The organism is Bacillus sp. GB_SG_008 (assembly GCF_052038115.1).
GTDB lineage: Bacteria > Bacillota > Bacilli > Bacillales > Bacillaceae_G > Bacillus_A > Bacillus_A rhizoplanae.
Map to the genome: position 1 here is coordinate 875474 of NZ_JBPZSK010000001.1, position 14588 is coordinate 890061.

At 37.7% G+C, this 14588-nt stretch carries 14 protein-coding genes; 13 read left to right on the plus strand and 1 reads right to left on the minus strand.

Translation table 11 applies throughout. The features are described from left to right. Positions 1–9: 9 nt before the first annotated feature. The 10 genes from def to spoVM all read left to right on the plus strand — a co-directional run bounded on the left by def (position 10) and on the right by spoVM (position 9233). Positions 10–486, plus strand: a complete 477-nt coding sequence (def, locus tag ACTDJC_RS04495) for a peptide deformylase (protein ID WP_090912690.1) — start codon at positions 10–12, stop codon at positions 484–486. Positions 487–502: 16 nt separating this feature from the next. Next, positions 503–1447: a methionyl-tRNA formyltransferase gene (gene fmt, locus ACTDJC_RS04500; protein ID WP_098309654.1), complete on the plus strand. Its 945-nt coding sequence runs from the start codon at positions 503–505 to the stop codon at positions 1445–1447. Next, on the plus strand, positions 1444–2778 hold the full coding sequence (gene rsmB, locus ACTDJC_RS04505) for a 16S rRNA (cytosine(967)-C(5))-methyltransferase RsmB (RefSeq protein ID WP_098309655.1): 1335 nt from the start codon (positions 1444–1446) through the stop codon (positions 2776–2778). Before fmt ends, rsmB begins: the two co-directional genes overlap by 4 nt. Before the next feature lie 4 nt (positions 2779–2782). Beyond that, positions 2783–3871, plus strand: a complete 1089-nt coding sequence (rlmN, locus tag ACTDJC_RS04510) for a 23S rRNA (adenine(2503)-C(2))-methyltransferase RlmN (RefSeq protein WP_098309656.1) — start codon at positions 2783–2785, stop codon at positions 3869–3871. A 4-nt stretch (positions 3872–3875) separates the two neighbouring features. Beyond that, complete coding sequence (locus ACTDJC_RS04515) at positions 3876–4628, plus strand: Stp1/IreP family PP2C-type Ser/Thr phosphatase (RefSeq protein WP_098309657.1); 753 nt, start codon at positions 3876–3878, stop codon at positions 4626–4628. 8 nt (positions 4629–4636) lie between these two features. Beyond that, positions 4637–6607: a Stk1 family PASTA domain-containing Ser/Thr kinase gene (gene pknB, locus ACTDJC_RS04520; protein WP_440602727.1), complete on the plus strand. Its 1971-nt coding sequence runs from the start codon at positions 4637–4639 to the stop codon at positions 6605–6607. 133 nt (positions 6608–6740) lie between these two features. After that, complete coding sequence (gene rsgA, locus ACTDJC_RS04525) at positions 6741–7622, plus strand: ribosome small subunit-dependent GTPase A (RefSeq protein WP_098309659.1); 882 nt, start codon at positions 6741–6743, stop codon at positions 7620–7622. 2 nt (positions 7623–7624) lie between these two features. Next, a complete protein-coding gene (gene rpe / locus ACTDJC_RS04530) occupies positions 7625–8269 on the plus strand; it encodes a ribulose-phosphate 3-epimerase (protein ID WP_098309660.1) in 645 nt (214 codons plus the stop codon). A 176-nt stretch (positions 8270–8445) separates the two neighbouring features. Next, positions 8446–9087 carry a thiamine diphosphokinase gene (locus tag ACTDJC_RS04535; protein WP_098309661.1) on the plus strand — a complete coding sequence of 214 codons (642 nt, stop codon included), beginning with the start codon at positions 8446–8448 and terminating at the stop codon, positions 9085–9087. 65 nt (positions 9088–9152) lie between these two features. After that, positions 9153–9233 (plus strand): stage V sporulation protein SpoVM, encoded by an 81-nt coding sequence (spoVM, locus tag ACTDJC_RS04540; RefSeq protein WP_098309662.1) that lies wholly within the window; start codon positions 9153–9155, stop codon positions 9231–9233. Positions 9234–9305: 72 nt separating this feature from the next. Here spoVM and rpmB read toward each other — a convergent pair whose 3' ends face one another. Further along, entirely contained in the window at positions 9306–9494 is a 189-nt protein-coding gene (gene rpmB / locus ACTDJC_RS04545; protein ID WP_000124776.1) for a 50S ribosomal protein L28, read from the minus strand. Between the two features lie 373 nt (positions 9495–9867). Between rpmB and ACTDJC_RS04550 the strand changes: the two genes are divergently transcribed. The 3 genes from ACTDJC_RS04550 to recG all read left to right on the plus strand — a co-directional run bounded on the left by ACTDJC_RS04550 (position 9868) and on the right by recG (position 14550). Continuing rightward, a complete protein-coding gene (locus tag ACTDJC_RS04550; protein WP_098309663.1) occupies positions 9868–10230 on the plus strand; it encodes an Asp23/Gls24 family envelope stress response protein in 363 nt (120 codons plus the stop codon). A gap of 22 nt (positions 10231–10252) precedes the next feature. Then, positions 10253–11929 (plus strand): DAK2 domain-containing protein, encoded by a 1677-nt coding sequence (locus ACTDJC_RS04555; protein ID WP_098309664.1) that lies wholly within the window; start codon positions 10253–10255, stop codon positions 11927–11929. Positions 11930–12501: 572 nt separating this feature from the next. Beyond that, entirely contained in the window at positions 12502–14550 is a 2049-nt protein-coding gene (gene recG, locus ACTDJC_RS04560; protein ID WP_098309665.1) for an ATP-dependent DNA helicase RecG, read from the plus strand. The last annotated feature ends 38 nt before the right edge of the window (positions 14551–14588 follow it).

Here is a 14588-nt window from a genome sequence, read left to right on the forward strand (position 1 = left end):
GAGGAAAAAATGGCAACGTTAGAAATTGTAAAACATCCAAATGAAGTATTAGAAACGCCGTGTGAACGTGTTATAAATTTTGATAAAAAGTTAGTGAAGCTTTTAAAAGATATGCACGAAACAATGCTGATTGCAGATGGTGTTGGTTTAGCAGCACCACAAGTTGGCGTAAGTCTGCAAGTTGCTGTTGTAGACATTGATGATGATAACGGAAAAATTGAGTTGATTAATCCTGTTATTTTAGAACAACGTGGTGAACAAGTAGGTCCCGAAGGCTGCTTAAGTTTTCCGGGGCTTTTTGGTGATGTAACACGTGCCGAGTACATTAAAGTACGTGCCCAAAATCGCCGTGGAAAAGTATTTTTACTAGAAGCAGACGGGTTTTTAGCTCGTGCAATTCAACATGAAATCGATCATTTACACGGTGTATTATTTACATCTAAAGTAACGCGATATTATGAGGAAAATGAATTAGAAGAGATGTAAAAGGAGAGTTTTTTGAATGGTGAAAGTTGTATTTATGGGTACACCGGACTTTTCAGTGCCGGTGCTTTGTCGTCTTATTGAAGATGGATATGATGTGATTGGTGTTGTGACACAGCCGGATCGTCCAGTAGGCAGAAAAAAGGTTATGACACCAACACCTGTTAAAGTGGAAGCAGAAAAACATGGTATTCCGGTGTTACAACCTTTAAAAATTCGTGAAAAAGATGAATATGAAAAGGTGTTGGCATTAGAGCCTGATTTAATTGTGACAGCTGCGTTCGGGCAAATTGTGCCAAACGAAATTTTAGAAGCACCGAAGTACGGATGTATTAATGTCCATGCTTCATTACTCCCAGAACTTCGCGGCGGTGCACCTATTCATTATTCCATCATGCAAGGAAAAGAAAAAACAGGCATTACGATTATGTATATGGTTGAAAAATTAGATGCTGGTGATATTTTAACGCAAGTAGAAGTAGAAATTGAAGAACGTGAAACAACTGGTTCATTATTTGATAAATTAAGTGAGGCTGGAGCGCACTTATTATCAAAAACTGTTCCGCTGTTAATACAAGGGAAATTAGAACCAATTAAACAAAACGAGGACGAAGCAACATTTGCTTACAATATTAAACGTGAGCAAGAAAAGATTGATTGGATGAAAACAGGTGAAGAGGTTTACAATCATATTCGTGGTTTAAACCCATGGCCAGTTGCTTATACGACTTTAGCGGGGCAAGTTGTAAAAGTATGGTGGGGAGAAAAGGTTTCTGTAAAAGAGCAAGCCGAAGCTGGAACAATTATAGCAGTTGAAGAAGAGGGTTTTGTTGTGGCAACAGGAAATAAAACAGCAATTAAAATTACCGAGTTGCAACCATCTGGTAAAAAGCGCATGAGTTGTTCACAATTTTTGCGTGGAACAAAGCCTGAAATTGGTACGAAGTTAGGAGTAGACGCATGACACAAAACGTTCGTGAATTAGCTCTTGACGGTTTATTACAAGTTGAAAAAAGCGGCGCATACAGTAATTTGCTTTTGAACAATCTTATTGAAAAAAGCAACATTGATAAAAAAGATGTTGGATTGTTAACAGAAGTTGTATATGGAACAATTCAAAGACGTGATACACTTGATTATTATTTACAGCCGTTTTTGCGAAAAAAGATTGAACTGTGGGTGAAAGTGCTACTTCGCTTATCTTTATATCAAATGTTATATTTAGATCGTGTTCCAGAGCGAGCAGCAATTCATGAAGCGGTTGAAATTGCAAAACGCCGTGGTCATAAAGGAATTGCAGGGCTTGTTAACGGAGTACTCCGTTCCATTCAGCGTGAAGGCATTCCATCATTAGATGAGATTAAAAGTTCTGAAAAGCGACTTGCAATTGCAACAAGCCATCCAGAATGGCTTGTAAAAGAATGGATAGAAGCATACGGAATTGAAACGGCACAAAAAATGTGTGAAGTAAACCAACTTCCACCAGTTCCAACCGCTCGAGTAAATGTAGCGAAAGGGTCTGTAGAAGAGGCGCTTAAAACGCTAGAAACAGAAGGAATTCAAGCAAAATATGGTGATTTGTCAGAAGATGCAATTCAAATTGAAAAAGGAAATGTCGCTCATACAAAAGCATTTCAAGAAGGATTGCTATCTATTCAAGATGAAAGTTCTATGCTTGTGGCTCGTGCGCTTAATCCGGAAGCGGGAGATATTATCCTTGATAGTTGCGCTGCTCCTGGCGGGAAAACAACGCATATTGCAGAACGCTTGCAAGGAACAGGGAAAGTCATTTCTCTTGATTTACATCCACACAAAGTGCGTTTAATTCAGCAGCAAGCAAAACGTCTTCAATTGGAAAATATAGAAGCGAAAACGCTCGATGCACGGAAAGTACAAGAGCATTTTGAACAAGAGAGTTTTGATAAGGTATTGGTAGATGCTCCGTGCTCTGGATTTGGTGTAATTCGCCGTAAACCAGATATTAAAATTGGAAAACAAAAAGAAGATAGTGAAAGACTTGCAAATATTCAGCTATCCATTTTAGAAAAGGTAGCTCCTTTGTTGAAAAAGGGAGGACGCCTTGTTTATAGTACGTGTACAATTGAAAAAGTAGAAAACGAACAAGTAGTAGAGCTGTTTTTACAATCACACCCTGAATTTGAATGGGATACAACAATGAAAGAACGATTGCCAAAAGCTGTGCATCCGTATGTAATAGAAGGCGGAGTACAAATTTTACCGCATTACTTTGCAACGGATGGATTTTATATTGCTTGTTTAAGAAAGAAGGTGTAGCATCATGGAAACAACTGTGAAAAAACAAAAAAAAGAATTAGAAACAAACAAACCGTCTATTTATTCCTTGCAGCTTCATGATATGGAACAATGGTTAAAAGAACAAGGAGAACCTAAATTCCGTGCTGGTCAAATTTTTGATTGGCTTTATAAAAAACGTGTAATAACTTTTGAGGATATGTCAAACCTTTCTAAAGGATTGCGTGAAAAATTGTCGAATTCCTTTGATATTACAACTTTAAAAACATTAGTAAAGCAAACATCTTCAGATGGAACAATTAAATTCTTATTCCAACTGCATGATGGCTATTCTATTGAAACAGTATTAATGCGCCATGATTACGGAAATTCAATTTGTGTAACAACACAGGTTGGTTGCCGAATTGGCTGTACGTTTTGCGCATCAACACTTGGCGGCTTAAAACGCAATTTAGAGGCTGGTGAGATTGTTGCACAAGTTGTCGAAGTACAACGTGAGCTAGATACTACAGATGAGCGTGTAAGCTCTCTTGTTGTTATGGGAATCGGAGAACCGTTTGATAATTATGACAGCTTAATGGCGTTTTTACGTATCGTAAATCATGAAAAAGGACTTCACATTGGAGCGCGTCATATGACGGTATCAACAAGTGGAATTATCCCGAAAATTTATAAGTTTGCTGAAGAAAATATACAAATTAACTTTGCGGTTTCCTTACATGCTCCAAATACAGAACTGCGATCAAAATTAATGCCAATTAACCGGGCATACAAGCTACCAGATTTAATGGAAGCTATCAAATATTACATCGAGAAAACAGGGCGCCGTGTTTCATTTGAATATGGTTTATTTGGAGGAGAAAACGACCAAGTCGAACATGCTGTGGAATTAGCTCAGCTGTTAAAAGGTGTGAAATGTCATGTTAACTTAATTCCAGTTAACTATGTACCAGAACGCGATTATGTGAGAACACCGCGCGAACAAATTTTCTTGTTTGAAAAAACATTAAAAGATCGTGGTGTTAACGTAACGATTCGTCGTGAACAAGGTCATGATATTGATGCAGCCTGCGGTCAATTGCGTGCAAAGGAGCGCAAAGAAGAGACGAGGTGAGATAATGAAAACCGTGTTTCTATCAGATAAAGGAAAAGTTCGTCAACATAATGAAGATAGTGCAGGAGTATTTCATAATCTAGATGGAGATGTTTTAGCTGTTGTAGCAGATGGAATGGGAGGTCATCGAGCAGGCGATGTTGCCAGCTCGATGGCAATCCAACTGTTCCATGACTATTGGAAACAAACGTACAATATGGATACGCCTAAAAAAGCAGAGCAATGGTTACATAATCATGCTCAAATTATTAATGAACGAGTATATAAATATTCTGGAGAACATCCAGAATGTAGTGGAATGGGAACGACAATCGTTGCTGCTATATGCACAGCTGCTTTTGTTACAATTGGCCATATTGGAGATAGCCGCTGTTATATGTTATCGGACGATTATATGTCACTTGTAACCGAAGATCATTCCCTTGTAAATGAACTCGTTCGACATGGAGAAATTTCAAAAGAAGATGCTGAATATCATCCAAGGAAAAATGTTTTACTAAGAGCGCTTGGTACGGAAGAAACCGTTATATTAGATGTGAAAACTTTAGTATTAGAAGAGGGAGATCTATTGTTACTCTGTTCTGATGGATTATCTAATAAAGTTGCAATGGGTCGTATGAAAGAGATTTTACAATCTGATGAGCTTTTACAAATAAAAAGCGAACAACTTGTGCAGCTTGCAAATGACCTTGGCGGGGAAGATAACATTACTCTTGTCATTATTGATTATGCGGATTCGGCGAACGAAAGTAGGTGAATTACAACGTGATGATTGGAAGACGCCTAAATGACCGTTACAAGCTGCTTAAAATGATTGGTGGCGGGGGAATGGCCAATGTATATTTGGCGCATGATGACATACTTGATCGTGATGTAGCTGTAAAGATGTTACGGCTTGATTATTCAAATAACGAGGAATTTATTAAGCGTTTCCATCGAGAAGCGCAATCGGTTACAACGTTGTCGCATCCAAATATTGTTAATATGTATGATGTCGGAGAAGAAGACGGAATTTATTATCTTGTGATGGAATATGTACCTGGCCAAACGTTAAAGCAATACATACAACAGCGAGGTCTTCTTCCTGTAGGAGAAGCGCTTGATATTATGGAACAATTAACTGCTGCGATGGCTCATGCGCATCATTTTGAAATTGTTCACCGTGATATTAAGCCTCATAATATTTTAATTCGAAGTGACGGTGTTGTGAAGGTTACAGATTTTGGTATTGCAACAGCGACAAGCGCAACGACGATCACACATACAAATTCTGTTCTTGGTTCTGTTCATTATTTATCTCCTGAACAGGCAAGAGGCGGTGTTGCCAATAAGCAATCAGATATTTATTCACTTGGAATTGTGATGTTTGAACTATTAACAGGAAGGCCGCCGTTTTCCGGAGAATCTGCTGTTTCTATTGCTCTTAAACATTTGCAAAATGAAACACCATCTCCGAAAAGGTGGAATCCTGATATTCCACAAAGTGTAGAAAATATTATTTTAAAAGCAACAACGAAAGACCCATTTCATCGCTATCAATCTGCAAATGCAATGAAACGTGATATTGAAACAGCATTATATCCAGAGCGAATAAATGAACAACCTTTCCATATACCTGAAGATATGGAAGCAACAAAAGCAATTCCTATTATTCAGCAGGAGCAATTGATAAATACGAATAGTGAAGAAACAATTATTTTATCTGGAAATTCGAAAGAAGAAAAGCAGCAGAATGAACTCAAACAAGAAGAACAACAAAAAAAGAAAAGCAATCGATGGCTCAAGATTTTACTTACGACTTTCATATTTTTAGTTGTGTGTGGAATATTGGCAGTGACAGTTATTCCAGGTTTCTTTATTCCAAAAGAAGTTAAAGTGCCTGATGTATCTGATATGACGTATGAAAAAGCTGTCAATACACTTGTTGATAAAGGATTCGAATTGACGGGACCGCAAGTTATATATACAGATGAAGTCGAAGAAGGTAAGGTCATTAAAACAAATCCAGCTGCAGGAAGAGTTGTGAGAGAGAATACAAAAATTACGATTTTTCAATCAGGTGGAAAGCAAAAGAAAAAAATGCCTAATTTAATTGGGAAAGAATATAGTCAGATAAAAGATGAATTGACTCAATATAAGGGTGTTGTTCCTTATTATATTGAAAGCGAAAAGCCGAAGGATGAAATTGTAGAACAAATTCCTGAAGCAGGACAATCTATTGTAGAGGAAGAACAAGAAATAAAAGTGTGGATTAGTAAGGGTCCGAAACAAATTCGACTCGTTGATTTTTCTGGTTGGACAGAAAATAGTGTGAACAGCTATTTGAACGAGAAAAAGCTTGTGCCAGAAATAAGGAGAGAGTATTCAAATACAGTTGATAAAGGGCTTGTTATTTCACAATCACCAAAGCCAGATACGAATTTAAAAGAAGGGGCAAAAGTAACAATTGTTGTCTCTGAAGGACCGAAAGAAAAGCCGACGAAAACTGTAAAAGTCGACAATATTCCAATTGAGTATCAAGCACCGGCAACTGGAGAGAAAAAACCACAAACAATTGAAATATATAAAGAAGATATGCAGAATACTATGGATAAGCCGTTTGAAACGAGAACGATAACGGAGTCTACGACAATTTCTCTTGATTTTGTTATTCAAGAAGGAAACAAAGGACGTTATAAAATTGTTCGTGACGGAACGACGTTAATTGAAAAAGATGTTCTGTATCCAACAGAATAAAGTGAAACTCCCGTTAGGAATGCTTACAAATGGTGAGTTGAACGAATCTCGTTCTAAAGTTCAGTATGAATATCTATGAAAAGAAGTTGGCTTTTTATGTTCTTTAGAACAAGATAAATGAAGGAGAGAATGTATGCCAGAAGGGAAAATTATAAAAGCTTTAAGTGGATTCTACTATGTGCAGCATGAAGAGGGGGTAACGCAGTGCCGCGGACGTGGTGTATTTCGTAAACATAAAATTACACCGCTTGTTGGCGATCAAGTCGTATTCCAAGCTGAAAATCCGAGCGAAGGATATGTTCTAGAAATATTCGAGCGAAAAAATGAACTTGTGCGCCCACCAATTGCGAACGTTGATCAAGCGCTGCTTGTGTTTTCTGCAGTAGAACCAGAGTTTAATCCATTGTTATTAGACCGTTTTTTAGTTTTAATTGAGTTTCATAATATTAAACCAATTATTTGTATTAGTAAGATGGATTTAATAGATGCGAAAACACGTGAAACAATTGAAGCGTATGCGCGGGATTACATTGCAATTGGTTATGATGTGGTATTTACTTCAACGACAACTTCAGAGAGTATAGAAGTGTTAAAACCGTTTTTACAAGGTTGTGTTTCTGTTGTAGCGGGTCAATCTGGTGTAGGGAAATCTTCTCTTTTAAACGTGCTACGTCCAGATTTAGCGTTAAAAACGAGTGGAATTTCAGCTCATTTAGGCCGAGGTAAGCATACGACAAGGCATGTGGAATTAATTGAAGTAGGGAGCGGCCTTGTTGCGGATACACCTGGGTTTAGTTCGCTGGATTTTATCGATATGGAAGTAGAAGATCTCACATATTGTTTTCCAGAGTTGAAAGAACAGAGTCAATACTGTAAATTTAGAGGTTGTACACATCTTTCTGAACCGAAGTGTGCGGTGAAAGATGCTGTAGAAGAAGGTAGCATTACACGTTATCGTTATGAGCACTATATGCAATTCGTTGAAGAAATTAGAGAGAGAAAGCCGAGGTATTAAGGATGATTAAAATTGCACCATCGATTTTATCAGCAGACTTTTCAAGATTGGGAGAAGAAATTAAAGATGTAGAAAAAGGTGGAGCAGATTACATACATGTCGATGTAATGGATGGGCATTTTGTTCCAAATATTACGATTGGTCCGTTGATTGTAGAAGCAATTCGTCCAATTACTTCTTTACCACTAGATGTCCATCTTATGATTGAAAATCCGGATCAGTACATTCCTGCTTTTGCGAAAGCGGGAGCGGATATTATTACAGTACATGTAGAAGCGTGTCCACACTTGCATCGTACGATTCAATTAATTAAGTCGCAGGGTATTAAAGCGGGGGTTGTTTTAAATCCACATACACCTGTTTCGATGATTGAGCATGTATTAGAAGATACAGATATGGTGCTACTTATGACGGTAAACCCAGGCTTTGGTGGTCAAAAGTTCATTCATTCTGTATTGCAAAAAATTAAACAGGTTGCGGACATGGTTCGTGAACGCAATTTACAAGTAGAGATTGAAGTTGATGGCGGCGTTAATGTAGAAACAGCGAAATTATGTGTAGAAGCAGGAGCGAATGTTCTCGTTGCAGGATCTGCTGTATATAATCAAAAAGATCGCGGGGCAGCAATTGCAGCTATTCGCGGATAAAGTGAAACTTCCAGCAGTGGGGTTTTCTTCATCCCCCACTGCTGGTTAGTTGAACCAATCGTGGTCTTACTGCCCGTTAATGCGGGATAAAAATGAATTTGTAGGTAAATTGGTTAAAGAAAAAAGGTAATCTAGCCATTGGTAGATTGCCTTTTTTCTATAGAAGGAGAGAGAACATGATTATTCATATTTTAGCTGGAGGTCCAGTAGAGTGTTGTGCAGATTTTTCAAAATATGAGAGTGAAGAGGTTGTATGGGCAGCTGTTGATCGAGGAGTATATCATTTGTTGCAGCTTGGAATAATACCACAAGTAGCTTTTGGTGATTATGATTCTGTTACAGAAGAAGAGTTAGTATGGATGCAAACACAGAAACGAGACTTGCATATTGTGCCGAAAGAAAAGGATCAAACGGATTTGGAGATTGCAATTAACTGGGCTTTAGAGCAAGAACCAGAACAAATTCGTATTTTTGGTGCAACAGGTGGAAGGATGGATCATAGTTTAGCTAACATTCAAATGTTACTAAAAGGTTTACAAGCAAATGTAAACATGAGCATTGTAGATTATAAAAATGAAATTTCTGTTAAAGAATCGGGTACATATACAATAGAAGAAAATTCATCATTCCCTTACATATCTTTTGTTCCTGTTACAGAAATAGTAACGGGAATTACACTTCGCGGTTTTAAATATCCTCTTACAGATAAAACGATAAAATGGGGATCGACACTTTGTATTAGTAATGAACTCGTTGCGGAAAAAGGTACTTTTTCATTTACTTCTGGCATATTAATGGTGATAAGAAGCACTGATTGAAGAACTACTTTTGTTGCTACGCCATATAGTAAACAAGTGGAGTAATGGGGATTAGGAGGGAAACCATGAGATTTTATACAATTAAGTTGCCGAAATTTCTTGGTGGAATTGTTCGCGCGGTGTTAAATACCTTTAAAAAGGAATAAAAAAGCACCTGTTACCGGTGCTTTTTTCATGAGGATAATAAAAAAAGAGCCAATAGGCTCTCTTTTTTATTATTAAACACGTTCGATTTTGCCAGATTTTAATGCTCTAGCAGAAACGTAAACACGTTGAACTTTACCGTCAATGCGTACGCGAACTTTTTGAAGGTTAGCGCCCCATTTACGTTTTGTAGCGTTCATTGCGTGAGAACGAGAGTTACCAGAACGAGCTTTTCTTCCAGTAATAGCACAAACACGAGCCATCTATATTTCCCTCCCTTAACTACCGTAACTTACGTAATTTTCAATGTTAGTCTTTTATACAATGCTAAAAACACTACTATAATTTAACACAACTAAAAAGAGAATGCAACAGTGTATAAGAAAGAAATCAAGAAAAATTACTTGACACTATATGTAAGAAAAGCGGAAATCAAGAAAAATTACTTGACATATCGTAGGGGTATGTGTTGTATAATAACAATGGACTATTTTGCTCATCATAAAAAGAAGTGCTATATTATTCTATAAGTACGAGGGCGAAAGTAAAGAACGTTGGAATTTTTTTTGAAAAGATTATATGATAGTAATTAAAGTAGTCTAGCTCACTTTCACCATTTCTAAAGGGGGAAAAGAGATGTCAATTGAAATTAAAACAAAGTACGGTCAAATTGATATTAGTACAGAAGTAATTGCAACAATTGCTGGGGGCGCTGCAGTAGATTGCTACGGCATCGTTGGTATGGCGTCAAAAAATCAATTAAAAGATGGATTAACAGAAATCTTACGAAAAGAAAATTTCACAAGAGGCGTTATTGTTCGTAAAGAGAACGATGAAGTACATATTGACATGTATATTATCGTGAGCTATGGTACAAAAATTTCAGAGGTAGCACACAATGTTCAAACGAAAGTGAAGTATACATTAGATCAAACAGTAGGACTAGCTGTAGATTCTGTGAACATCTACGTACAAGGAGTTAAAGTAACAAACTTGTAATGTGCATTAAGGAGGAAAATCTGTGTCAATTCAAAAAATTGATGGGAAGCGTTTAGCCCAAATGATTCTGCAAGGGGCAAATAATTTAACAAATAACGTCAAGCTAGTTGATGCTTTAAACGTTTTTCCAGTTCCAGATGGCGATACCGGTACAAACATGAATTTATCGATGACTTCAGGAGCGCGAGAAGTAAAGAAAAATCCTTCTGAGCATGCTGGGAAAGTCGGAGTGAGCTTAGCAAAAGGATTATTAATGGGAGCACGTGGAAATTCTGGCGTAATTTTATCTCAGCTTTTCCGTGGTTTCTCAAAATCTATTGAGCAAAAAGAAATGTTAACAACAGTTGACTTTGCTGATGCTTTAGAAGCTGGTGTAGGAACTGCATATAAAGCAGTTATGAAACCGATTGAAGGAACGATTTTAACTGTTGCAAGAGAAACGAGTGAATATGCAGTCACAGTTGCGAAAAAACAACGCGACTTTGTTTTGTTTATGGAAGAAGTTGTGAAAGAGGCGAACGCATCTTTAAATCGTACGCCGGATTTATTACCTGTATTAAAGCAAGTTGGTGTTGTAGATAGCGGTGGTAAAGGCCTTGTTGTTGTGTATGAAGGATTTTTAGCTGATTTAAAAGGTGAAACAATTACTTCTGATGAGCCAGTGCAACCATCTATGAATGAAATGGTACGTGCAGAACATCACCGTAGTGTACAAAGCCAATTGAGTACAGAAGATATCACATATGGCTACTGTACAGAATTTATGGTCAAGCTAGACGAAGAGAAGATGAAAGAACATAACTTCTCTGAGCAAAAATTCCGTGAAGATATTAGTGCATATGGTGATTCATTGCTGGTTGTAGCTGATGATGAAATCGTGAAAATTCACATTCATGCAGAGCATCCTGGAGATGCAATGAACTACGGACAACGTTATGGTAGCTTAATTAATATTAAAGTAGAAAATATGCGTGAACAACATACCGCTTTGTTAGATGAGCCTGCAATGATGCAGGAAGAAGCGAAACAACCTGCAGAAAAGCAGACTTATGGAGTTGTAACGGTGGCGATGGGGTCTGGTATTAAAGAATTGTTTGAAAGTATCGGCGCGACGGTAGTTATTGAAGGCGGTCAAACGATGAACCCAAGTACAGAGGATATTGTAAAAGCGATTGAAGAAGCTAATGCAGAAAAAATTATTATTTTACCGAACAACGGTAATATTGTAATGGCTGCAGAACAAGCTGCTTCTATAGTGAACCAAGAAGTAATCGTTGTTCGTTCGAAAACAGTTCCGCAAGGTATGGCGGCGATGCTTGCTTTCAATCCAGCAGGAACGCTTGAAGAAAATGAAGCGAATATGAACGAAGCGCTTGCTCATGTGAAGACAGGTCAAATTACGTATGCGGTTCGTGATACAGAGATTGATGGCGTGACAATTCACAAAGATGATTTTATGTGCATTGCAGACGGAAAAATTGTATCAACAGATACAGAAAAATTGAACGCTGCGAAAAAGCTGTTAGAAAATATGCTTGATGAAGATGCAGAAATCTTAACGATTTTACAAGGTGAGGATGCATCGGAAGAAGAAGTAGCTGCATTAGTAGCATTTGTAGCAGAAAACTTTGAAGATGTAGAGGTAGAAGTTCATAATGGAAATCAGCCTATATATTCTTTCATTTTTTCTGTAGAATAAGGTGAAACTTCATCCCTGTTGATGGTTAGTTCCACCAATCTAGATTTGCAGGTAGCGTATCTTTATTGAAAAATGGGATTACTCTCTGTATTAGGGTGAGACAATATAAATGATGAGAGGGCCTTACTAGCTAATACAGTGAGGCTCTCTTTCTTATTTATCCCGCTATTCGCGGGCAGTAAGACCCCCACCTCAAGATTGAGAGAGAAGCAAGGAAGATAGGTGGGGGATAACTGTCCGAAAAAGCTCTATTGGTGAGAGTTTGCCACAAGCAGCGAGATGAAAAACCCTACTTGTGGAAGTTTCACTTTATAATAAGTGTTGTGATTAAGAAAATAGTAGGAAAATAGAAAAAGCTATTTAGATGAAATTTGAATTGATATATATGGGTAGATAAAGGTGAAACGACTACTACGCTCTACTAATGCTATGGTAGAATAGGAGAGGTAGCGACTGTATATTCGAAATGAAAATGAGGATATGTAATTATTATGATATAACGTGTGAAGAAAGAAGATATGTGTTAGTGCATGTGAATGGTTAGGAATAAGATTTGACGGGGCGTGAAGATCTTGAGTGAAGTTGTGCAAGTTCCTATTACGGATGTGAAAGGGATTGGAGAAGAAACAGCTGTATTATTAAATGAGATGGGGATTTTTACGGTTTCTGATTTGTTAGAACATTTTCCGTATCGTTACGAAGACTATGCAATGAAAGATTTAGCTGAAGTTAAGCATGAAGAACGTGTAACGGTGGAAGGGAAAGTACATAGTGCCCCTCTTTTGCAGTATTATGGAAAAAAGAAATCACGTCTCACTGTTCGTGTTCTCGTTGGGCGTTATTTAATTACAGCGGTATGCTTTAACAGACCGTACTATAAGCAAAAATTAAATATTGATGAAACAGTCACAATAACTGGAAAGTGGGATCAACATCGTCAAACGATTTCAGTGTCGGAACTTCACTTTGGACCAGTTGTTCGTCAGCAAGAAGTAGAACCGGTATATTCAGTTAAAGGAAAATTGACGGTAAAACAGATGCGTCGTTTTATTGCACAAGCTTTTAAAGAATATGGTTCTTTTGTGAAAGAAGTACTGCCAGATGGGCTGTTGTCCCGCTACAAATTATTATCTCGTTATGAGGCGCTGTATGCCCTGCATTTTCCTAGCGGACAAGAAGATATGAAACAGGCGCGCCGTCGTTTTGTATATGAAGAATTTTTCTTGTTTCAATTAAAGATGCAGGCACTTCGCAAAATGGAACGAGAAAGCTCAAAGGGTGTAACAAAAAGTGTCTCTCTTGAGCAGTTAGAAGAGTTTATAGAAGCGCTGCCCTTTCCGTTAACAAATGCGCAGTATCGCGTTGTTTCGGAAATTATGAAAGATTTGCAGTCGCCGTATCGAATGAATCGTTTATTACAAGGGGATGTAGGTTCTGGGAAAACGATAGTTGCCGCAATTGCTTTATATGCTGCGAAATTAGCTGGATATCAAGGGGCATTAATGGTACCGACAGAAATTTTAGCGGAGCAGCATTATCAATCACTCGTATCTATATTTTCTTATTTTAATATGAACATTGAATTATTAACAAGCTCTGTAAAGGGAGTGCGTCGCCGTGAAGTATTAGCTAGGCTAGAACAAGGAGAAATTGATATTCTCGTTGGAACGCATGCTCTAATTCAAGATGAAGTTATATTTCACAGACTTGGGCTCGTTATTACGGATGAACAACATCGTTTTGGTGTAGCGCAGCGTCGCGTTTTAAGAGAAAAAGGTGAAAGTCCAGATGTTTTATTTATGACAGCGACACCAATTCCTCGTACATTAGCAATTACTGCGTTTGGTGAAATGGATGTATCAATCATTGATGAGATGCCAGCAGGTCGTAAAGTGATTGAAACGTACTGGGCGAAACATGATATGTTTGAACGTGTTCTTGGATTTGTCGAGAAAGAAGTGAACAAAGGACGACAAGCATATGTCATTTGTCCACTAATTGAAGAATCAGAGAAACTAGACGTACAAAATGCAATTGATTTGCATAGTATGCTGACCCATCATTATCAAGGAAAATTTCAAGTTGGATTGATGCATGGGCGCCTTTCTTCTCAGGAGAAAGACGAAGTAATGCATCAATTTAGCGAAAATAAAGTGCAAATTCTCATTTCGACAACAGTTGTAGAAGTTGGTGTGAACGTGCCAAATGCAACAATGATGGTTATCTATGATGCAGAACGTTTTGGATTATCGCAACTTCACCAACTTCGTGGGCGTGTGGGGCGTGGAAGTGAACAATCTTACTGTATTTTAATTGCTGATCCGAAATCAGAAACAGGAAAAGAACGTATGCGCATCATGACAGAGACGAATGATGGTTTTGTGTTATCAGAAAAAGATTTAGAATTGCGTGGTCCTGGAGATTTCTTTGGAAGTAAGCAAAGTGGTTTGCCTGAATTTAAAGTAGCTGATATGGTACATGATTATCGAGCATTAGAAACAGCTAGGCAAGATGCTGCTTTACTTGTTGATTCAACTGCATTTTGGCAAAGTGAGCAGTATGAAATGCTGCGAAGTTATTTGGAAAAATCAGGAGTTTTCCAAGGGGAAAAGCTTGATTAAAACGGAAGAAACAAAAAAATGTTGCATTCTGTATTTAA